Below are 19,024 nucleotides of genomic sequence, written 5' to 3' on the forward strand. Positions count from 1 at the left end.
ATGCGCCGCGCCGCCGGAGCCGGTCGGATGTGCAAATCCGGCCGTGGAAGACCATGCCGCGTCGTCGCGCCTTGCCAGACGGCTCGCCAGACGCACACTCGAACACGTCCAACTGAGGTTTCTAGGTACAATTAAACCACTTTCATGAACAGACTGCAGGCCAGCTACCGCATTCGCGCCAGCGCCGCGGCGATCGACGCCCGCGCCCGCGCGCTTGCCATCGAACAGAGCGTGGAGATGCCGCCGGCGGCAATCACCGAGCAGCGCATCCACGACGAGGTCGTCGCCCGCGTCGAGGACATCGCCGCCGACGGTCCCGGGCACTTTCGCGTCACCCTCGGCATTGCCATGGAGACCACCGGCGGCGAGGCCGGGCAGCTCCTCAACATGCTGTTCGGCAACTGTTCCCTGCAGGAAGAGGTCAGCCTCGTCGACGTCGACCTGCCCGAGGCTGCACTGCGCGCCTTCGGCGGCCCCAGCCACGGCACTGGCGGACTGCGCGCCCTGTGCGGCGCCACGGCACGCCCGCTGACCTGCAGCGCTCTCAAGCCACAGGGCAGCAGCCCTGCCGCGCTGGCAGCGCTGGCCGGCACGCTGGCGGCGGCCGGCATCGACTTCATCAAGGACGACCACGGCCTCGCCGACCAGCACAGCGCGCCTTTCGCCGCGCGCGTGGCCGCCGTGCAGGGCGCCATCGACGCCGCCAACCGCGCCAGCGGTCGGCAGTGCGTGTATGTGCCGAACATCAGCGGCGGCCCGCTGCGGATCGGCGAACAACTGCGCGCCGCACGTGAAGCCGGGGTGCGCATGGTGATGCTGGCACCGATGATCAGCGGCCTCGGCGCAGTGCAGGAGATCGCCGCCAGCGGCCTTGCGGTGATGGCCCACCCGGCCCTTGGCGGCGCCGCGCGCATCGCCCCCGCGACGCTGATCGGCAAGCTCTTCCGCCTCGCCGGCGCCGACGCAGTGATCTACCCCAATCATGGCGGGCGCTTCGGCTACACGGCGGCCAGCTGCCAGGACATCGCCGACGCCGCGCGCCGCCCCTGGGGCGGGCTGCGGCCGGCAATGCCGGTGCCGGCCGGCGGCATGAGCCCGGCCCGGGTGGAGGAAATGGTGGGCTTCTACGGCCGCGAGGTGATGTTGCTGATCGGCGGCGCACTGCTCGAGGCCGCCGACCTGCGCACTGCCGCGGGTGACTTCGTGCGCCGCGTCCATGCCCTGGAGAACACCCCATGAGCCACCCGCCCCTGCGCCGGCGCAGCGCCCCCTGCCGCTGGGAGGACGTCGACGTCCTCGACTACAAGCCCGAGGGCAGCGCGCCCTTCCGCGACATCAGCCGCCAGCTGCTGTTCCGCAGCACCGGACTGGGCTGCGAGCTGCGCTACTTCGAGATCGCCCCCGAGGGCCACTCCACCCTTGAGCGCCACGAGCACGAACACGCCGTGCTGATCCTCTCCGGCGGCGGCGCCTGCCTGGTGGACGGTGCCGTGCGCGCCATCGGCGTTCACGATCTGGTGCATGTCCCGGCGCAGAGCTGGCACCAGTTCCGCGCCAGCGCGGGTGGACATCTGGGTTTTCTGTGCATGGTCAACGTGGACCGCGACCGCCCTCAGCTACCGAGCGCCAGCGACCTCGAAGCGCTCCGCCGCGATCCTCTGGTGGCCGCCTTCATCCGCGTCTGAACCCGCTCAGGCGCGCACGTCCACCAGCGCGCCGGGACGCGGCGCCGCCGGTGTGGCGACCTCCGCAGCCGGCCCATAGACTTCTGCCGCGGCATTTTCCTCACGGCTCACGGCAGCGGCGAGGCGCTCGATGCGCTCGCTGATCTGTGCCGGCAATTCGTCGAAGCCCTGTGCGGTACTCACCGCCTGGCGCAGGGTGTCGGCGGTGCTGCGCGCGCGCTCGAAGTCGATCTCCACGTCGTCGGCGCGCTTCACCGCCGCATCGGCCTCGCGGCGCGCCTCCGCAGCCGCATCGGCAAGCGCATCGGCGCGCGCCTCGGCCTGCGCCGCAGTGCGTTCGGCCTGCATGCGCTGCAGCTGGGCAAACCCGGCGGCGGTAGCACCCTGGATCGACGCGCTCATGAAGAACACCCCTCTGGCCGTCAGCGCGGCCACCCCTGCGGCCTGCGGCATCCACGGCAATGCTCAGCGCGATGGCTGAAGTTCTACTTTCATCGTAGTTGCTGCACCCGGCAGCGTCAATTTGACGCCCGCAGCCGGTCAGGACACCGCCAGCATGCGCTCCAGTGCCACACGGGCCAGTTCCGCCTCATGCGCCGGTACGCGGATGGCGTTGACCACCTTGCCGTCGGCAAGGTTCTCCAGCGACCACGCCAGGTGCTGCGGATCGATGCGCTGCATGGTCGAGCACATGCACACCGTGGGGGCCATGAACTGGACGATCTTGCCCTGCGGTTTCATTTCTTCCGCGAGGCGGTTGACCAGGTTGAGTTCGGTGCCGACCAGCCAGCGCGTATTGGCGGGGGCTGCGGCAATGGTGTTGATGATGTACTCGGTGGAGCCGACGTAGTCGGAGTTCATGCACACCTCGAGACTGCTCTCCGGGTGCGAGATCACCAGCCCCTCGGGGTGCTGCATGCGCCAGCGGCGGATGTGGCTTTCCTGGAACATCTGGTGCACCGAGCAGTGTCCCTTCCACAGCAGGATCCTGGCCTTGCGGATCTGCTCGGGGGTGAGCCCGCCGTATTCGAGGTCGGGGTCCCACACCACCATCTCGTCGAGGGCAATGCCCTTCTTGTAGCCGGTCCAGCGCCCGAGGTGCTGGTCGGGAAAGAACAGCACCTTGTCACGCTGGGCGAAGGCCCAGTCGAGGATCACCGGGGCGTTGGTGGAGGTGCACACGATGCCGCCGTGCTCGCCGCAGAAGGCCTTCAGGTCCGCGGCGGAGTTGATGTAGGTGACCGGGGTGATCTGGGCGTCCGGGGTTTCCAGCACTTCGCCGAGCTCGCGCCAGCAGCGTTCGACCTTGGCAAGGTTGGCCATGTCGGCCATCGAACAGCCGGCGGCGAGATCGGGAAGGATGGCGGTCTGCCCGGGGCGCGACATGATGTCGGCGACTTCGGCCATGAAATGCACGCCGCAGAAGACGATGAACTCGGCATCGGTCTGCGAGGCCAGGCGGGCGAGCTTGAGCGAGTCGCCGGTGAGGTCGGCGTGCTGGTAGACGTCGGCGCGCTGGTAGTGATGGCAGAGCAGCACGGCACGCTGGCCCAGGCGCGCGCGCGCGGCGCGGATGCGTTCCTGGGCCTCGCTGTCGGCAAGGGCGTTGAAACGGTCGAAGGCGATGGGGGCGACTTGCATGGTGGGTGCGGTTCTCGAATGCGGATGAACGGGCCTGACTGTCAGCCCTGATGCCAGGGCAGGCCGGCGTGGCGCCAGCCGCCGATGCGGTTGCGCTGGCCATTGGCGTCGCGGTCACCCTCGAAGCCTTCCAGCACGTTGTAGCAGTTGCAGTAACCAGCCGCGAGCGCGGCCCGCGCCGCAGCATCGGAGCGCACCCCGGAACGGCAGATGAACAGCACCAGCGCCTCGGGATCGACCTGCTGGCGCAGTTGCGCGGTGAAGGCCGGGTTGAGCTGGCCGCCGGGATAGCCCTGCCACTCGATCTCCACGGCACCGGGGATGCGCCCGACCCAGTCGAGCTCGGCGCGCGTGCGCACATCGACCAGCTTGGCACCGGGGGCCTGCTGCCAGACCTCAAGGGTTTCCTTCGGGGTCAGCGCGCCCTGATAGGGCAACTGACAGTCGCGGGCACGTTCGGCGGCGAGCCTGAGCAAATCGGAGAGGGTGGCCATGGCGTCGATCCGGCTAGAATTCGCGGGTTGGCGCGCATGCGCGAAGCGGCATGCGCCTGGAACTGATCAGTATACCGCGCACACCGGAACCGCACATGCCCCACCCTCTTCCCAGTCCGACCACCCCCGCGGCCTCGCAGGAGCGCGGCCGCGCGGTGCAGCGCGTCACGCTGGTGGCCATCGTCACCAATACCCTGCTCGCCATCGGCCAGGTCATCGTCGGCCTGGCTGCCAATGCCTTCAGCCTGGTCGCCGATGCCGCCCATACCCTGTCGGACCTCATTACCGACCTGATGGTGCTGGTCGCCGCGCGCCGCGGCGCCGACCCGGCAGACAAGAACCACCCCTACGGCCACGGCCGCATCGAGACCGCCGCCACCCTGGTGCTGGGCGCCGTGCTGGGCGCGGTGGGCGTTGGCTTCCTGTGGAGTTCCGGGCTGCGCCTGCAGAACATGGAAGCACTGCCCGAGATTCATGGCGCCGCACTGGCGATGGCGCTGCTCACCCTGTTTGCCAAGGAGGGGCTGTTCCGTTACACCCTGCGCGCCGCGCGCCGCCTGCGCGCGCCGGTACTGGAGGCCAACGCCTGGCACGCGCGCTCGGACGCCGCCTCGTCGCTGGTGGTGGCCGCGGGCATCGGCGGCAGCCTCGCCGGCTACCCCTTTCTGGAGCCCCTGGCCGCCGCCGTGGTGGGCTTCCTGATCCTCAGCATGGGCCTGCGCCTGTGCTGGCGGGCATTGCGCGAACTGATCGACACCGGCCTCCCGGAAGCCGAACTGCAGCGCCTGCGCGCCACCATCACCGCCACCCCCGGCGTGGTCGGCCTGCACGACCTGCGCACCCGCCGCATGGCCGACAAGGTGCTGTGCGATGCCCACGTGCTGGTCGACCCGCGCATTTCGGTGTCGGAAGGCCACCACATCTCCGACGCCGTCTACCTGCGCGTGCGCGCCGCCCACCCCGAGGTGCAGGAGGTGCTGGTGCACATCGACCCGGAAGACGACGGCGTGCTGCAGAACATGGCCCCCGGACCGCTGCCCGGGCGCCCCGAAGTGGAAGCACTGGTCAGCGAACTGCTGGCGCCGCTGGCGCTGGAACCCAGACGGGTGCAGCTGCACTATCTCGGTGACCGCGTCGAGATCGAAGTCCTGCTCCCGGAAGTGCCACCGGCAGGCCTTCATGCACTCAAAGAGCGCGCGCGCTGCGCCATTGCGGACCGTCCGGCCTTCCGCAGGATCACTTTTCATGCCCACATCGCCCCATGACGGGGCATGCATGCCAATTTGCGCACCAGAATGGTGCCATCAATGCCGCGCACGCCGCCCAATGGCCCTTGTGTCACAATAGCCTGCGCGCCCGAAGGACCTTGGCACGGATACTGCTTTTAAGGGCGTAACGGAGTCACCGTTACCCCGAATTTCGCCTCAGCTCACCAGGAGTGAATATGAACGCTCAAGACGTCATGAAGATGATCCAGGAAAACGAAGTGCGCTTCGTGGACCTGCGCTTTACCGATACCCGCGGCAAGGAACAGCACGTCGGTCTGCCGGTGTCCGCCTTCGAAGAGGAACACTTCGAGCACGGCCACCCCTTCGACGGCTCGTCGATTTCCGGCTGGAAGGGCATCCAGGCTTCCGACATGATCCTGATGCCGGACGCTTCCTCCGCCTACATCGACCCCTTCTTCGACGAAACCACCCTGGTGCTGACCTGCGACGTCGTCGAACCGTCCGACGGCAAGGGCTATGACCGTGACCCGCGCTCGATCGCCAAGCGCGCCGAGGCTTACCTGAAGAGCACCGGCATCGGCGACACCGCCTTCTTCGGTCCGGAACCCGAATTCTTCATCTTCGACGCCGTCGAATGGTCGGTCGACATGTCCGGCGTGATGAGCAAGATCATCTCCGAAGAGGCCGCCTGGTCCACCGCCGACAAGTTCGAAGGCGGCAACACCGGCCACCGTCCGAAGGTCAAGGGCGGCTACTTCCCGGTCCCCCCGGTCGACAGCCTCAACGACATCCGCGCCGCCATGTGCCTGGCCCTGGAAGGCGCCGGCATCCCGGTCGAGGTGCACCACCACGAAGTGGCCAACGCCGGCCAGTGCGAGATCGGCACCAAGTTCAGCACCCTGACCAAGCGCGCCGACTGGACCCAGACGCTGAAGTACATCGTGCACAACGTCGCCCACCAGTACGGCAAGACCGCCACCTTCATGCCCAAGCCCATCGTCGGCGACAACGGCTCCGGCATGCACGTCCACCAGTCGATCTGGAAGGACGGCCAGAACCTCTTCGCCGGCAACGGCTACGCCGGCCTCTCCGAGACCGCGCTGTACTACATCGGCGGCATCATCAAGCATGCCAAGGCGCTCAACGCCATCACCAACCCGTCGACCAACTCCTACAAGCGCCTCGTGCCGCACTACGAAGCGCCGATCAAGCTGGCCTACTCCGCGCGCAACCGCTCGGCCTCGATCCGCATCCCCTACGTCGCCAACCCCAAGGGTCGTCGCATCGAGTCGCGCTTCCCGGATCCGGCTGCCAACCCCTACCTGTGCTTCGCCGCGCTGCTGATGGCGGGCCTGGACGGCATCCAGAACAAGATCCACCCGGGCGACCCGGCCGACAAGAACCTCTACGACCTGCCGCCGGAAGAAGACGCGCTGATCCCGACCGTGTGCTTCAGCCTGGACCAGGCGCTGGCCGAACTGGACAAGGATCGCGAGTTCCTGACCCGCGGCGGCGTGTTCTCCAATGACTTCATCGATGCCTTCATCGAGCTGAAGTCCGAGGAAGTGAACCGCCTGCGCGTGACCACTCACCCGGTCGAGTTCGACATGTACTACAGCCTGTAATCGTTCAGGCGGTTCATGCGTTAAGAAGGGACGGGCATTGCCCGTCCCTTTTTTTCGGGTGTAATCTGCCCGCCGGGGCCCGTGATCACACCACCCGCAAGTCATATCGCTTATCATCGCACGATGAACCTGCCCACCCGCCTGCTCCTGCTGCTCACCGCCCTGCTTGCCGCACCGGCCCACGCCCAGGTGTACAAGTGCGTGGATGCCGAAGGCCGCGTCACCTACACCAATGACCGCGGCGCCGCCCGAGGGAACTGTACCGTGCTCTCCGACGATCAGCGCGTGTCCACCGTCCCGGCACCGGCGAGCACGCCGGCGCCGGCCACCACCCCTGCGCCCCCCGCCACCACACCGGGCGACTTCCCGCGCGTCACCCCAGGCGACCAGCGCGCCCGCGACGGCACCCGGCGGCAGATCCTCGAAGGCGAACTGGCCACCGAACAGGCCGCGCTCGCCGAGGCCCAGGCCGCACTGACCGAGCAGGAAGGCATCCGCCACGGCAACGAACGCAACTACCAGCGCGTGCTCGATCGCCTGCAGCCCTTCAAGGACAAGGTCGAACTGCACCAGCGCAACATCGAGGCCATCCAGCGCGAGTTGCGCAGCCTGAGGTAAGCCGGCCCGCTGGCGCGCGTCTTGCTTGCGGATTGCCGACCGACTGCAGCCTGGTCGCCAGCAAACCGCAGCAAACGCACACCGCGCACATGGCCCGACACGACTCCTCTCCGCCCGGCAGCAACCCCTTCGCCGGACTCGACCTGCTCTCCTCCGCAGTCGTCCTGCTCGACGCCCGCCTGCTCATCCGCCACCTCAATCCCAGCGCCGAGAACCTCTTCGCGATCAGCCAGCGCAAGCTCCTCGGCATGCCCCTGACCCGCCTGCTCGGGGGCGAGCCGGCCGGCCTGATGGCCGCGCTGGAAAGCGCCCTGCACCACAGCTGGAGCCACACCGGGCAGGACCTGCGCATTCAGCGCCCCGGCGGCGACGCCCTCCACCTGGACTGCACGGTAAGCCCGGTGGAGGCCGACAACGTGCGCCTGCTGCTCGAATTCCGCCCCATCGACGCGCAACTGCGCGTTGCCCGCGAAGAGCAGCTGCTGCAGCAGCAGCAGGCCAACCGCGAGCTGATCCGCAACCTCGCCCACGAGATCAAGAACCCGCTCGGCGGCATCCGCGGCTCCGCGCAACTGCTCGAACACGAGCTCGACGACCCGCAGTTGCGCGAATACACCGAAGTCATCATTGCCGAGGCCGACCGCCTGCAGGACCTGATGAACCGCCTGCTGACCTCGCACTGCATGATGCGCCCGGCGCAGCTCAACATTCACGACGTCCTCGAACGCGTGCGGCGGCTGATCCTCGCCGAGTTTCCCAACCTCAGCGTGCGGCGCGACTACGACACCAGCCTGCCCCAGCTCACCGCCGACCGCGAGCAACTCATCCAGGCCATCCTCAACATCGTCCGCAACGCCGCCCAGGCCCTCGACGGTCGCGGCGAGATCCGTCTGCGCACCCGCGTGGCGCGCCAGGTCACGCTGGCCAAGCGCCGTTTCAAGCTGGCACTGGAATTGCAAGTGATCGACAACGGCCCCGGCATCCCGGAAGAGATCTGCGACAAGATCTTCTATCCACTGGTCTCGGGGCGGGAAGGCGGAAGCGGACTGGGCCTCTCGCTGGCCCAGAGCTTCATCGAGCAGCACCAGGGGATGATTGAAGTGAACAGCCGGCCCGGCCACACCTGCTTCACCATCCTGCTGCCCATCACCGAGCGGACCTGAACCCTTGTGCTCAGGCCAGCTCGCACCAAAATAGTGCATAGGCCATGAATACAGTCTGGATCGTTGATGATGACCGCTCCATCCGCTGGGTGCTCGAAAAGGCGCTCGGCCGCGAGAACATCGACCACCGCAGCTTCGCCTCCGCCACCGAGGTGCTGAAGGCCCTCGAAGACGAGGGCAGTCCGCCCAAGGCGCTGATTTCCGACATCCGCATGCCGGGAGAGTCCGGACTCGAACTGCTGCAGAAGTTCAAGGCGCGCTTCCCGCAGCTGCCGGTAATCATCATGACCGCGTATTCCGACCTGGAGAGCGCGGTGGCAGCCTTCCAGGGCGGCGCCTTCGAGTACCTGCCCAAGCCCTTCGACGTCGATCAGGCGGTGGCGCTGGTACGCCGTGCCCTCGAACAGTGCACGCACCAGCTTGGGGCACAGGAGGAAACCGCCCTCGCACCGGAGATCCTCGGCCAGGCCGCATCGATGCAGGAAGTCTTCCGCGCCATCGGTCGCCTCGCCCAGTCCCACGCCACCGTGCTGATCAACGGCGAGTCGGGCACCGGCAAGGAACTCGTCGCGCGCGCCCTGCACCGCCACAGCCCGCGCCGCGACGGCCCCTTCGTCGCCATCAACACCGCCGCCATCCCGCGCGACCTGCTCGAATCCGAACTCTTCGGCCACGAACGCGGCGCCTTCACCGGCGCCGCCACCCAGCGCCGCGGACGCTTCGAGCAGGCCGACGGCGGCACGCTGTTCCTCGACGAGATCGGCGACATGCCACCGGAGCTGCAGACGCGGCTGCTGCGCGTGCTCTCCGACGGCCACTTCTACCGCGTCGGCGGCCACCAGCCGGTGAAGGCCAATGTGCGGGTGATCGCCGCCACCCACCAGAACCTTGAAGAACGGGTGCGCCAGGGGCTGTTCCGCGAAGACCTCTTCCATCGCCTCAACGTCATCCGCCTGCGCCTGCCGCCGCTGCGCGAACGGCGCGAGGACATCCCCATCCTCGCCCGCCACTTCCTGCAGAAGAGCGCTCAGGATCTTGGCGTGGAGGCCAAGCGCATTTCCGAGGCCGCCCTCAAGTACCTGCAGGCCCTGCCCCTGCAGGGCAACGTCCGCCAGCTGGAGAACCTCTGCCACTGGCTGACGGTGATGGCCCCCGGGCAGACCGTCGAGGTCAACGACCTGCCGCCGGAGATCCGCGAGCAACCGCAGAACGAGACGCCGGCACAGAAGTGGTCCGACGCCCTCGGCGCCGAAGCCGACCGCCTCATCGCCACGCAGCCAGGCGCAGTGTTCGACCTCCTCACCCAGGAGTTCGAGCGCACGCTGATCCGTCGCGCCCTGGCCAGCACCGGCGGACGGCGCATCGATGCCGCGCAGCTGCTCGGCATCGGCCGCAACACCATCACCCGCAAGATCCAGGAGCTCGGCATGGATGACGGGCGCGGCGGCGAGGCAGGGGTGGAGCAGGGCTGAGGGAGTTCTCGGCCATAGAGCAATTGCATGAACGGTCGTTAAGGCGTGGCCCCCTCCCCTTCAAGGGGGGCGAAGGCGGGGTTTCGCAGAGCACCGCTCTGCGCCGCCGGAGCGGCGGAGCAAAGGGGAGACTCCCGGCTTGGGGTGGGGATGGGTCTGAACCGCGCAAGCAATACCCCATCCCCCTCCCTGCCTCCCCCTTGAAGGGGGAGGAGCATCCCGCCCCTGCCCACGGGGCAGCGCAGACAGTGCGCTTTCCGCGATAATGGCGGGCCTCACGCCAGCGTTACCGCCATGATCGCCGCCCCCGCCACCTTCGACCTTCCGGCCTGCCTGCAGGCACTTGGCCTCCGTGCCGGCGCCTTTGCCATCCGCGCGGTGGACGAATGCGCTTCCACCAACAGCGCACTGGTGGACCATCCGCCCGCCGACGACGGCCGCATCCACGTCCTGCTCGCCGAGCGCCAGAGCGCCGGGCGCGGCCGGCGCGGGCGCAGCTGGATGGCCTGGCCCGGCGCCAGCCTGACCTTTTCCGCCCTGTGGCGCTTTCCGACCGGCAGCCCGGTACCGGCCGGGCTCTCGCTGGTCGCCGGCATTGCCGTCGCCCGCGCACTGGAGAGCCTCGCCATCCCCGGCGTGCAGCTGAAGTGGCCCAACGACGTGCTGATCAATGGCGACAAGGTGGCCGGCATTCTCGTCGAGCTGATCCCCGGCCGTGGGCGCACCCCGGCGGCGGTGATCGGCATCGGCATCAACCTGGGGCTGCCGCCGGACGCCGCCATCCCCGGACACAACGGCATCACCGACCTCGCCAGCCACGGCCAGCCGCCATCGCGCGACGCCCTGCTGGGGCGCGTGCTGGCCGAGCTCCACGACCTCTTCGCGACCTATGCCAGTGCCGGCTTCCCCGCCCTGCGCGGGGCGTGGATGCAGCGCAATGCCTTCGCCGACCTGCCGGTGCGCATCGAGGGCGAAGGCAGCACGGTGCACGGCCGCTGCGCCGGCGTCGATGACGACGGCGCGCTGCTGCTCGACACCTCCGGCGGCCTGCAGCGCATCCTCTCCGGCGAAGTCTCGCTGCGGGCGGCACCATGATCCTGCTCATCGACGCCGGCAACACGCGCATCAAGTGGGCCGTTCTCGCCAACGACGCGGCACCCGGCGCATGGCTCGACAGCGGCGCGCTGAACCACAGCGAAGTGGCAGGGCTGCGTGCCGTGTGTGCCCGCCATCCGCGCCTTGAGCGCGCCTTTGCATGCAATGTCGCCGGCGCCGCGCTCGGCGCCGCCATGACCGCCGCGCTGGCGCCGTGCGCACTGCAATGGCTGCACGCCAGCGCACACTGCGCGGGGGTCAGCAACGCCTACGACAACCCCGCCCAGCTTGGTGCGGACCGCTGGGCGGCGCTGATCGGCGCCCGCCACCTGCACCCTGGCCCCTGCCTGGTGGTAAGCGCCGGCACCGCAACCACGGCTGACGTGCTCGACGCCGACGGCCGCTTCCGGGGTGGCGTCATTCTCCCCGGCGTCGACCTGATGCTGCGCGCCCTCGCCGGCAACACCGCCCAGCTGCCGCTGGCCGACGGTCGATACTGCGACTTCCCGCGCAACACCGCCGATGCCATCGTCAGCGGCTGCCTGCTCGCCCAGGCCGGCGCGGTCAACGCCCTCTACGCCCGCGTCGCCACACAGCCGCAGGCCTGCTGCATCCTCACCGGTGGCGCCGCGGCGCGCTTCGCCGACCTGCTGCAGATGCCCCTGTGCAAGGAGGACACACTGGTCCTGCAGGGCCTGGCGATCGCCGCCCGGGCACTGCCGCCGGGCGCCCCGATGGGCTAATATTCGCCCGGACGGCGCAGCCCACGCACCACGACGGCGGCATTCCGGCGCCAGTGCGACGCCACACGACATGACGGAGAAATGATGACTGAAGCCACGCGCATCCTGCTCGACGAGAACGAAATCCCCACCCACTGGTACAACGTCGTCGCCGACATGCCCAACCCGCCGGCACCGCCGCTGGGGCCCGACGGCAACCCCGCCACCCCCGAGCAGATGGGCGCGATCTTTCCGGGCGCCATCCTCGAGCAGGAGATGAGCGCCGAGCGCTGGATCGCCATCCCCGACGAAGTGCGCGAGATCTACAAGATCTGGCGTCCGGCGCCGCTGATGCGCGCAGTGCGCCTGGAGCGCGCGCTGGGCACCCCGGCGAAGATCTTCTTCAAGTACGAAGGCGTCTCCCCGGCGGGTTCGCACAAGCCCAACTCCGCCGTCCCGCAGGCCTATTACAACCGCCAGGCCGGCATCAAGCGCCTGACCACCGAAACCGGCGCCGGCCAGTGGGGTTCGTCGATCTCCTTCGCCGGGCAGATGTTCGGCATGGAAGTGCGCGTCTATATGGTCAAGGTGAGCTACCAGCAGAAGCCTTACCGCCGCCTGATGATGGAGACCTGGGGCGCCGAGGTGTTCGCCAGCCCCTCGGAGATGACCCAGACCGGCCGCGACACCCTCGCCCGCGACCCCGACAACCAGGGCTCGCTCGGCCTGGCGATCTCCGAGGCCGTGGAAGAGGCCGCCGGGCGCGCCGACACCAACTACACCCTCGGCTCGGTGCTCAACCACGTGCTGCTGCACCAGAGCATCATCGGCCTCGAGGCGAAGAAGCAGTTCGACAAGATCGGCCTCTACCCCGACGTGGTGATCGGCCCCTGCGGCGGCGGCTCCAGCTTTGGCGGCATCGCCTTCCCCTTCCTCGCCGACAAGGCCGCCGGCGACAAGCGTGCGCAGAACCTGCGCTGCGTGGCGGTGGAACCGACCTCCTGCCCGACCCTGACCAAGGGCCAGTACGCCTACGACTTCGGCGACGCCTCCGGATTCACCCCGCTGATGAAGATGTACACTCTCGGCCACGACTTCATGCCCCCCGGCATCCACGCCGGCGGCCTGCGCTACCACGGCGACTCGCCGCTGGTCTCGCAGCTTTTCCACGAAGGGCTGGTCGAAGCCGTGGCAGTGCCGCAGCTGGCCACCTTCGAAGCCGGGGTGCTGTTCGCCCGCAACGAAGGCATCATCCCCGCACCGGAGTCCTGCCACGGCATCCGCGCGGCCATCGATGAAGCCCTGAAGTGCAAGGAAAGCGGCGAGCCGAAGACCATCCTCTTCAACCTCACCGGTCACGGCCACTTCGACATGAGCTCCTACGAACGCTTCTTTGGCGGCAAGCTGGAGAACTACGACTACCCCGCCGCAGCGGTGGCGCAGTCCCTCGCCCACCTCCCGCGCTTCGGCTGACCCTTCGCCGGGAGCCGCCTGACGGCTCCCGGCGACCACCCCCGCACGCCATGTCCATCCTGCGCCTGCTGTTCATCGTCCTGTTGCTGCTCAACCTGCTGGCCCTGGCGGCCAACCAGGGCTATTTCGGCACTGCGGCACCTGCCGGCGAACCTGAGCGCCTGACCAACCAGCTCCACCCCGAGCGCATCGCCCTCGACGGCGAACGTCCCCCCGCGGCGCCGCCAGCCCAGCCAGCCCCCTCACAGCCAGCGCCTGCTCCTGCCGCCCCCGCCGGCGCACTGCCGGTGGCACAAGCCGCGTGCGTCAGCCTCGGTGGGCTCGGCGGCGAAGCTGCCGACACCCTCGCACGCAGCTTCGACGGCCCCCTCTTCGAGGTGCGCCGCGACAGCACCACGACGACCTCGTCGTGGTGGGTGCGCATCCCCCCCGACGGCACCCGCGAATACGCCGACCGCAAGGGCCGCGAACTGCGCGCGCTGGGCGTGACGGACTTCTTCATCACCCAGGAGGCTGGCCCCACGCAGTATTCGGTCTCGCTCGGGCTGTTCAAGTCGGAAGCCGCGGCCAACCAGCATCTGGCCAACCTGCGCCGCGCCGGCGTGCGCAGCGCCGGCATCACCAGCCGCAGCATCACCACCCACAGCCTGCAGATCCGCGGCCCGCAGAGCGAGATCGACACCCGCCTGGCAAGCGCCGCCCTGCCTGCGGGCACCACCCCGCAGCCATGCACGGAACCCTGATGCCGATCAAGCCGGCTGCGCCCTTGCGCCGGATTGGCACAAACCCTGCCGTGGGCGCGGCCGGGCGAGTCCTGGAGACAGCCACTACCGTTTGCCCTGAGCGAAGCGAGCCCCGCCGCGGGTGTGGCAAAGCAGACGCAGGAAACGGGTACGCCGTTCGCCCTGAGCCTGTCGAAGGGCACTTGATGGCAGTGCCTTCGAACGGGCTTCGACAGGCCGGTCCTGAGCACCGCCGAAGGGCTCAGCCCCGACGCCCTGTGTGACTGCCGGACTGCCCGCCCATGTCAGTTACTAACCCGGCAACGAAATACGCTATTCCGTTCGCCCTGAGCCCTTCGGCTACGCTCAGGAGAGCCTTGTCGAAGGGCGTTCGTGCCGACAGGGCTTCGACAGGCTCAGCCCGAACGGTATTTGATTGCCGGGTTAACCCGCATTTCTCACACCCTCACGTCGCGAGGGGGTCGAGGCGCCGCCGTGGTGCGCCGCACGGACCGATCGACGCCGAAGGCGTAGCTGACACTACGTCGAGGCGGCGTGAGGGAGTACGGCGTGCCACGGCGAGTGCATCGGCACCCGCAGTAGGGATGGTGTGAGAAATGCGGGTTAATAACCCGGTAATCGGCCTCACCGGAGGCATCGGCAGCGGCAAGAGCGCCGCCTGCGCGCGCTTCGCCGAGCTGGGGGCGGCCATCGTCGATACCGACGACATCGCCCACCAGCTCACCGCTCCCGGCGGCGCAGCCATCTCCGCCCTGCGCGCAGCCTTCGGCGACGCCATCATCGACCCCCGCGGCGCCCTCGACCGCCCGGCAATGCGCGCCCTCGCCTTTGCCGACGGCGACGCGCGCGCCCGCCTGGAGGCCATCCTCCACCCCCTCATCCGCGCCGAGAGCGCGCGCCGCTGCGCTGCTGCCAGCGCCCCCTACATCATCCTCGCGGTGCCGCTGCTGATCGAAAGTGGCGACTACCGCGCACGCTGCACGCGCATCTGCGTGGTCGACTGCCCTGAAGCGCTGCAGATCGAGCGCGTACGCCGGCGCAATGCCCTCGACGAGGCGCAGATCCGCGCCATCATCGCCGCCCAGGCCAGCCGCGCGCAGCGCCTCGCCGCCGCCGACGACATCATCGACAACAGCGGCAGCCTCGCCGACCTCCACCGCCAGGTGGATGCACTGCACCTGCGCTATCTGGCAGCCGCCGCGCCCGGCTCGACATCCTCGTAAAGGGTCGCCAGCGGCACGTCCACGCCGATGCTGTGCAGACGGACCACCTGCCCCTCGGCGACCGGATGCAGCACCCACAGGCCTTCGGCGTTCTTGCGGAACAGATCGGCATGGCGGCGATCCTGCTCGATGAGCAGGTATTCCTGCAGGGTGTCGATGTGCTGGTAGATGCCGAACTTGCGCCCGCGGTCGAAGGCAGCGGTCGATTCCGACAACACCTCCACCACCAGTGCCGGGTACTGCTTGGCCAGGGCGGATTCCGGCGTACGGTCGCGCTCGTCGCAGGTAACGAAGACATCCGGATAGAAAACCGCCTCGGCACGCTCGATGCGCAGCTTCATCCCGGAGACAAAAGTCCGGCAGGGCTTGCCCGCCAGTGCGGCCTTGAGGGCTGAACCAGCATTGAGCAGGATGGTGTAATGCGCATCCGTGCCGCCCGACATGGCAAACACCTCGCCGGCGAGATACTCGTGGCGCAGTTCCTGAACCTCTTCCCAGCTCATGTAGGCGTCCAGATCAAACACGGGGGCGTTCTGCGGCAAGGCCATGGCGGGTCGGCTCCTCATCAACAGCTTCGAGAATAGCCAGCCCCGGCCGGCACGGCAAGCGCAAGAACCACCACGTACTCGGCACTCGCGCCAGGCCAACATTGACCGTCTCCGGCAACTTGCCTAAAGTGGGCCATCATGCACACAGCAAGCAGGAGCCCGTGATGGGTGAAGCACAACCGGTCGCCGCCATCGACCGCGAGATCTACCTGCGCTGGGAAGCCGAACAGGCCGAAAAGCACGAGTACCTCGCCGGCGAGGTCTTCGCCATGGTCGGCGTCAGGCGCGAACACGCAATTGTGACCCTCGCCCTCGGCAGTGGTCTGCGCGAGCATCTCAAGGGCACGCCCTGCCAGACCTTTGTCGCCGACATGAAACTCCTCGTCGAAGCCGCGGATGCCTGCTTCTACCCCGACGTGATGGTCACCTGCGACGAGCGCGACCGCCGCGCCGAGCTGGTCATCGAACACCCCGTTCTGGTGGTCGAAGTACTCTCCGCATCCACCGCCGCCTTCGACCGCGGCGCCAAGTTCGCCGCCTACCGCAAACTGCCCGGCCTGCAGGAGTACCTGCTGGTGGACATCGACCAGCGCCGCCTCGAACTCTATCGTCGCAGCGCCGACCACTGGCAGCTCTTCGATACCGACGCCAACGGTACCCTCAGCCTGGACAGCGTCGCCATGAGCCTCGGTACCGCGGCTGCCTTCGAGGACCTCCAGCCACCCGCCGCGCAGGCCGCAAGGCCTGGCTGAAGCATCGCGCAGCGCCTTCACCCGGCACTGCTAAAGAAATATGCGCAGGCAGCGCCGCGCGCCGGGCAAAACCCCGCCGGCACCGGCAAAACCCTGTGCTATCATGCCCCGCAACCAAGGAGACCTCCCAACTTGCAGGCATGGCGCGGTGATTAGCTACGAATACCCTCTCAACGAGCGTATCCGCACGCTCCTGCGCCTTGAGGATCTCTACCGCAAGATCGCCCACTTCCTGCGCGGCCAGGCCCCGCAGGATCACCACACCGCGCTCATCACCCTCTTCGAGGTACTCGAAGTGGCCTCGCGCGCCGATCTCAAGGTCGACCTGGTGCAGGAACTCGAACGCCAGCGCCAGATCCTCATGGGCTTCCGCAACAACCCGGAGATCTCCGAACAGGCGCTCTCCGGCGCGCTCTACGAGATCGAGCAGGCCTCCGCCTCGCTGCTCGCCATGGCCGGCAAGATCGGCCAGTACCTGCGCGAGAACGACTGGCTGATGGGCATCCGCAGCCGCGCCTCGATCCCCGGCGGGGTCTGCCAGTTCGACCTGCCCTCCTACCACTTCTGGCTCAACCGCGACGCCGACCACCGCCGCCGCGACCTCGAAGGCTGGCTGGCGCCGATGACCCCCATCCGCGAAGGCCTCGACATCGTCCTGCGCCTGCTGCGCGCCAGCGGCCGCGGCGAACAGCAGATCGCGCGCTGCGGCACCTACCAGCTCACCATGGGCGGACGCAGCGCCCAGATGCTGCGCCTGCAGGTGGCCAACAGCGAAGCCGTGGTGCCCGAGATCAGCGCCAACAAGTACGCCATCAACATCCGCTTCGTGATGCCCGAAACCCTCGCCCGCCCGCGTCTGGCAGAGCGCGACGTGGCCTTCGAGCTCACCTTCTGCAGCCTGTGAGCCAGACCGCCGGCACCCCGCGCAGCGTCAACTGCCCAACCTGCGGCAAGGCCGTACAGTGGACCGCGGCAAGCACCTGGCGCCCCTTCTGTTCCGCACGCTGCCGCCAGATCGACCTCGGCGCCTGGGCCACGGAAAGCTACCGCGTCGCCGCGGCCAACCCGCCCGACGGCGACGCCGACGACAGCTCGCGCTGACTCCCGGCCAGCCTCCCGCCGCCCCTGCAGCGGCAGCCCTGCAACACCCTGCCAGCGTCATGCACAGCCCCCGGACGCCGCAAGCCGTCGTCATTCCCCGCCATCGTGCACTGCAGCATCCACGCCCCTTTCGCGCCCCTGTTGCGCCGATGCAACAAGATTTGACCGAATGTGCAGCTTTCTCCCTTCCGCGCTTGCGGTGTCACGCCGAGGTTTGCAGAATCCACCCAACTTCTCGTTAGAGAGGTCAACGGGCCGGGTCACTGACGCGGCCTCAACTTCAAGCAAGAGGAGAAATACATGCAGAAGAAACTGATTGCACTGGCTGTGGCTGGTCTGGTTTCCGCCCCGGCCTTCGCTCAGTCCAACGTGACCGTGTTCGGCATCATGGACGTCGGCCTGCAGCACACCACCAAGTCGATGACCGCCAACCAGAAGTCCCGCACTGGCGTTGACACCGGCCTGCAATCCGGCAGCCGTCTGGGCTTCCGCGGCACCGAAGACCTTGGCAACGGCCTCGCAGTGTCCTTCCAGTACGTCTTCAACATCAACAACGGCGTGGTTAACAACGATGCTCCGGCAACCCGTGAAGCCATGCTGGCCCTGTCCGGCAACTTCGGTACTATCGCCGCCGGCTACCTCTTCACCCCGCAGTTCAACCTGCTGACCTCTGTTGATCCGTTCGGCAACGGCACCGTTGGCGCCGTCAACGGCGCTCGCGGCATCTACTCCCTTGGCGCCCACCGTGCAGTCGGCACGGCCAACGGCAACATTGACCGCCTGGAAAACCTCGTCGCCTACATCTCCCCGAACTTCGGCGGCTTCACCGTGACCGCTGGCTACACCTTCAACGGCCTTGATGACGAGGGCGCGAAGAATACCGGCAACGCCAAGATCTGGGCGATCTCCCCGGTGTACAACAACGGCCCGCTGATGGTTGGTGCCAACTACCACCGCATCAAAATTGATGCGCCCGCTGGCCCCACCAACACCGTATGGGATCTGGCTGCTTCGTATGACTTCGGCGTCCTGAAGCTCGGCGCCGCATACGGCCAGAGCAAGCTGACCAGCACCCCGAAGGAAAAGCAATGGATGATTGGCGCCACCGTGCCGGTCAGCGAAGCGGGTTCCGTACTCGTTTCCTATGCTCGTAACAAGTTCGACGATGCCAAGCAGAACAAGTGGGCTCTCGGCTACACCCACAGCCTGTCCAAGCGCACCAACGTGTATGCTGCATATGCCCGTCTGTCCGGCAACACCGCTGGCAAGGCCGACTTCGGCAACAACGCTGGCTTTGGTGGCGACGACTACACCCGCGGCCTGAACATCGGTCTGCGTCACCGCTTCTAATCGTCTCCCGACGATCTGAAGCTAAACGGGCACTTCGGTGCCCGTTTTTCCGTTCACAGCCCCGCCCCCTCTCATACGAACCCGCGCTGT

The 19,024-nt window shown here is 68.0% G+C and carries 20 protein-coding genes; 16 read left to right on the forward strand and 4 right to left on the reverse strand.

All coding sequences use genetic code 11. The features are described 5' to 3' along the window. Positions 1–144: 144 nt before the first annotated feature. Positions 145–1,239 (forward strand): RuBisCO large subunit C-terminal-like domain-containing protein, encoded by a 1,095-nt coding sequence (locus C8261_RS13565; RefSeq protein ID WP_107494266.1) that lies wholly within the window; start codon positions 145–147, stop codon positions 1,237–1,239. Continuing rightward, on the forward strand, positions 1,236–1,685 hold the full coding sequence (locus C8261_RS13570; protein WP_107494267.1) for a cupin domain-containing protein: 450 nt from the start codon (positions 1,236–1,238) through the stop codon (positions 1,683–1,685). The genes C8261_RS13565 and C8261_RS13570 overlap by 4 nt, the downstream gene beginning before the upstream one ends. Positions 1,686–1,691: 6 nt before the next feature. Here the strand turns inward: C8261_RS13570 and C8261_RS13575 are convergent, their stop codons facing one another. From C8261_RS13575 to C8261_RS13585, 3 genes are all read right to left on the reverse strand, one after another. Continuing rightward, positions 1,692–2,138, reverse strand: a complete 447-nt coding sequence (locus tag C8261_RS13575; protein WP_107494268.1) for a hypothetical protein — start codon at positions 2,136–2,138, stop codon at positions 1,692–1,694. Between the two features lie 87 nt (positions 2,139–2,225). Continuing rightward, a complete protein-coding gene (gene nadA, locus C8261_RS13580; RefSeq protein ID WP_107494269.1) occupies positions 2,226–3,326 on the reverse strand; it encodes a quinolinate synthase NadA in 1,101 nt (366 codons plus the stop codon). 41 nt (positions 3,327–3,367) lie between these two features. Then, positions 3,368–3,820 carry a rhodanese-like domain-containing protein gene (locus C8261_RS13585; RefSeq protein WP_107494270.1) on the reverse strand — a complete coding sequence of 151 codons (453 nt, stop codon included), beginning with the start codon at positions 3,818–3,820 and terminating at the stop codon, positions 3,368–3,370. 95 nt (positions 3,821–3,915) lie between these two features. On the opposite strand from C8261_RS13585, the gene C8261_RS13590 reads away from it, so the two are divergent. The 10 genes from C8261_RS13590 (at position 3,916) to coaE (ending at position 15,183) form a co-directional block, all read left to right on the forward strand. Next, complete coding sequence (locus C8261_RS13590; RefSeq protein ID WP_107494381.1) at positions 3,916–5,085, forward strand: cation diffusion facilitator family transporter; 1,170 nt, start codon at positions 3,916–3,918, stop codon at positions 5,083–5,085. Between the two features lie 179 nt (positions 5,086–5,264). Beyond that, a complete protein-coding gene (glnA, locus tag C8261_RS13595) occupies positions 5,265–6,674 on the forward strand; it encodes a type I glutamate--ammonia ligase (RefSeq protein ID WP_107494271.1) in 1,410 nt (469 codons plus the stop codon). A gap of 123 nt (positions 6,675–6,797) precedes the next feature. After that, positions 6,798–7,292 (forward strand): DUF4124 domain-containing protein, encoded by a 495-nt coding sequence (locus tag C8261_RS13600; RefSeq protein ID WP_107494272.1) that lies wholly within the window; start codon positions 6,798–6,800, stop codon positions 7,290–7,292. An 89-nt stretch (positions 7,293–7,381) separates the two neighbouring features. Then, positions 7,382–8,455 (forward strand): nitrogen regulation protein NR(II), encoded by a 1,074-nt coding sequence (gene glnL / locus C8261_RS13605; RefSeq protein WP_107494382.1) that lies wholly within the window; start codon positions 7,382–7,384, stop codon positions 8,453–8,455. 44 nt (positions 8,456–8,499) lie between these two features. Then, entirely contained in the window at positions 8,500–9,927 is a 1,428-nt protein-coding gene (gene ntrC / locus C8261_RS13610; protein ID WP_107494273.1) for a nitrogen regulation protein NR(I), read from the forward strand. Positions 9,928–10,221: 294 nt separating this feature from the next. Further along, positions 10,222–11,022 (forward strand): biotin--[acetyl-CoA-carboxylase] ligase, encoded by an 801-nt coding sequence (locus C8261_RS13615; protein ID WP_107494274.1) that lies wholly within the window; start codon positions 10,222–10,224, stop codon positions 11,020–11,022. Then, positions 11,019–11,765 (forward strand): type III pantothenate kinase, encoded by a 747-nt coding sequence (locus tag C8261_RS13620; RefSeq protein ID WP_107494275.1) that lies wholly within the window; start codon positions 11,019–11,021, stop codon positions 11,763–11,765. Before C8261_RS13615 ends, C8261_RS13620 begins: the two co-directional genes overlap by 4 nt. 84 nt (positions 11,766–11,849) lie before the next feature. After that, positions 11,850–13,217 carry a TrpB-like pyridoxal phosphate-dependent enzyme gene (locus tag C8261_RS13625; protein WP_107494383.1) on the forward strand — a complete coding sequence of 456 codons (1,368 nt, stop codon included), beginning with the start codon at positions 11,850–11,852 and terminating at the stop codon, positions 13,215–13,217. A 50-nt stretch (positions 13,218–13,267) separates the two neighbouring features. Then, positions 13,268–13,960: an SPOR domain-containing protein gene (locus C8261_RS13630; RefSeq protein ID WP_235864928.1), complete on the forward strand. Its 693-nt coding sequence runs from the start codon at positions 13,268–13,270 to the stop codon at positions 13,958–13,960. 596 nt (positions 13,961–14,556) lie between these two features. Continuing rightward, a complete protein-coding gene (gene coaE, locus C8261_RS13635) occupies positions 14,557–15,183 on the forward strand; it encodes a dephospho-CoA kinase (protein ID WP_107494276.1) in 627 nt (208 codons plus the stop codon). On the opposite strand, the gene C8261_RS13640 is transcribed toward coaE, so the two are convergent. Next, complete coding sequence (locus C8261_RS13640; protein WP_107494277.1) at positions 15,144–15,731, reverse strand: Uma2 family endonuclease; 588 nt, start codon at positions 15,729–15,731, stop codon at positions 15,144–15,146. The two genes, coaE and C8261_RS13640, sit on opposite strands and share 40 nt — an antisense overlap. Before the next feature lie 164 nt (positions 15,732–15,895). Between C8261_RS13640 and C8261_RS13645 the strand changes: the two genes are divergently transcribed. The 4 genes from C8261_RS13645 to C8261_RS13660 all read left to right on the forward strand — a co-directional run bounded on the left by C8261_RS13645 (position 15,896) and on the right by C8261_RS13660 (position 18,934). Further along, the gene (locus C8261_RS13645; protein ID WP_107494278.1) at positions 15,896–16,483 is read left to right on the forward strand and encodes a Uma2 family endonuclease; all 588 of its coding nucleotides are present in this window, start codon (positions 15,896–15,898) and stop codon (positions 16,481–16,483) included. A gap of 148 nt (positions 16,484–16,631) precedes the next feature. Continuing rightward, positions 16,632–17,387 carry a cell division protein ZapD gene (gene zapD / locus C8261_RS13650; protein ID WP_107494279.1) on the forward strand — a complete coding sequence of 252 codons (756 nt, stop codon included), beginning with the start codon at positions 16,632–16,634 and terminating at the stop codon, positions 17,385–17,387. Then, positions 17,384–17,584 carry a DNA gyrase inhibitor YacG gene (locus tag C8261_RS13655; protein WP_107494280.1) on the forward strand — a complete coding sequence of 67 codons (201 nt, stop codon included), beginning with the start codon at positions 17,384–17,386 and terminating at the stop codon, positions 17,582–17,584. The genes zapD and C8261_RS13655 overlap by 4 nt, the downstream gene beginning before the upstream one ends. A gap of 300 nt (positions 17,585–17,884) precedes the next feature. Further along, positions 17,885–18,934 carry a porin gene (locus tag C8261_RS13660; RefSeq protein ID WP_107494281.1) on the forward strand — a complete coding sequence of 350 codons (1,050 nt, stop codon included), beginning with the start codon at positions 17,885–17,887 and terminating at the stop codon, positions 18,932–18,934. Positions 18,935–19,024 lie beyond the last annotated feature (90 nt).

Origin of the sequence: Pseudothauera lacus, from assembly GCF_003034845.1 — a bacterium.
GTDB lineage: Bacteria > Pseudomonadota > Gammaproteobacteria > Burkholderiales > Rhodocyclaceae > Pseudothauera > Pseudothauera lacus.

Excerpts from the sequence above, each read along its gene's own strand:
- C8261_RS13565 (WP_107494266.1), top strand. The coding sequence starts at position 145 with ATGAACAGACTGCAGGCCAGCTACCGCATTCGCGCCAGCGCCGCGGCG.
- C8261_RS13625 (WP_107494383.1), top strand. The coding sequence starts at position 11,850 with ATGACTGAAGCCACGCGCATCCTGCTCGACGAGAACGAAATCCCCACC.
- ntrC (WP_107494273.1), top strand. The coding sequence starts at position 8,500 with ATGAATACAGTCTGGATCGTTGATGATGACCGCTCCATCCGCTGGGTG.
- C8261_RS13630 (WP_235864928.1), top strand. The coding sequence starts at position 13,268 with ATGTCCATCCTGCGCCTGCTGTTCATCGTCCTGTTGCTGCTCAACCTG.
- C8261_RS13620 (WP_107494275.1), top strand. The coding sequence starts at position 11,019 with ATGATCCTGCTCATCGACGCCGGCAACACGCGCATCAAGTGGGCCGTT.
- coaE (WP_107494276.1), top strand. The coding sequence starts at position 14,557 with ATGCGGGTTAATAACCCGGTAATCGGCCTCACCGGAGGCATCGGCAGC.
- C8261_RS13590 (WP_107494381.1), top strand. The coding sequence starts at position 3,916 with ATGCCCCACCCTCTTCCCAGTCCGACCACCCCCGCGGCCTCGCAGGAG.
- C8261_RS13600 (WP_107494272.1), top strand. The coding sequence starts at position 6,798 with ATGAACCTGCCCACCCGCCTGCTCCTGCTGCTCACCGCCCTGCTTGCC.
- C8261_RS13645 (WP_107494278.1), top strand. The coding sequence starts at position 15,896 with ATGGGTGAAGCACAACCGGTCGCCGCCATCGACCGCGAGATCTACCTG.
- C8261_RS13640 (WP_107494277.1), bottom strand. The coding sequence starts at position 15,731 with ATGGCCTTGCCGCAGAACGCCCCCGTGTTTGATCTGGACGCCTACATG.
- glnA (WP_107494271.1), top strand. The coding sequence starts at position 5,265 with ATGAACGCTCAAGACGTCATGAAGATGATCCAGGAAAACGAAGTGCGC.
- C8261_RS13615 (WP_107494274.1), top strand. The coding sequence starts at position 10,222 with ATGATCGCCGCCCCCGCCACCTTCGACCTTCCGGCCTGCCTGCAGGCA.
- C8261_RS13570 (WP_107494267.1), top strand. The coding sequence starts at position 1,236 with ATGAGCCACCCGCCCCTGCGCCGGCGCAGCGCCCCCTGCCGCTGGGAG.
- glnL (WP_107494382.1), top strand. The coding sequence starts at position 7,382 with ATGGCCCGACACGACTCCTCTCCGCCCGGCAGCAACCCCTTCGCCGGA.
- C8261_RS13660 (WP_107494281.1), top strand. The coding sequence starts at position 17,885 with ATGCAGAAGAAACTGATTGCACTGGCTGTGGCTGGTCTGGTTTCCGCC.
- nadA (WP_107494269.1), bottom strand. The coding sequence starts at position 3,326 with ATGCAAGTCGCCCCCATCGCCTTCGACCGTTTCAACGCCCTTGCCGAC.
- C8261_RS13575 (WP_107494268.1), bottom strand. The coding sequence starts at position 2,138 with ATGCCGCAGGCCGCAGGGGTGGCCGCGCTGACGGCCAGAGGGGTGTTC.
- C8261_RS13585 (WP_107494270.1), bottom strand. The coding sequence starts at position 3,820 with ATGGCCACCCTCTCCGATTTGCTCAGGCTCGCCGCCGAACGTGCCCGC.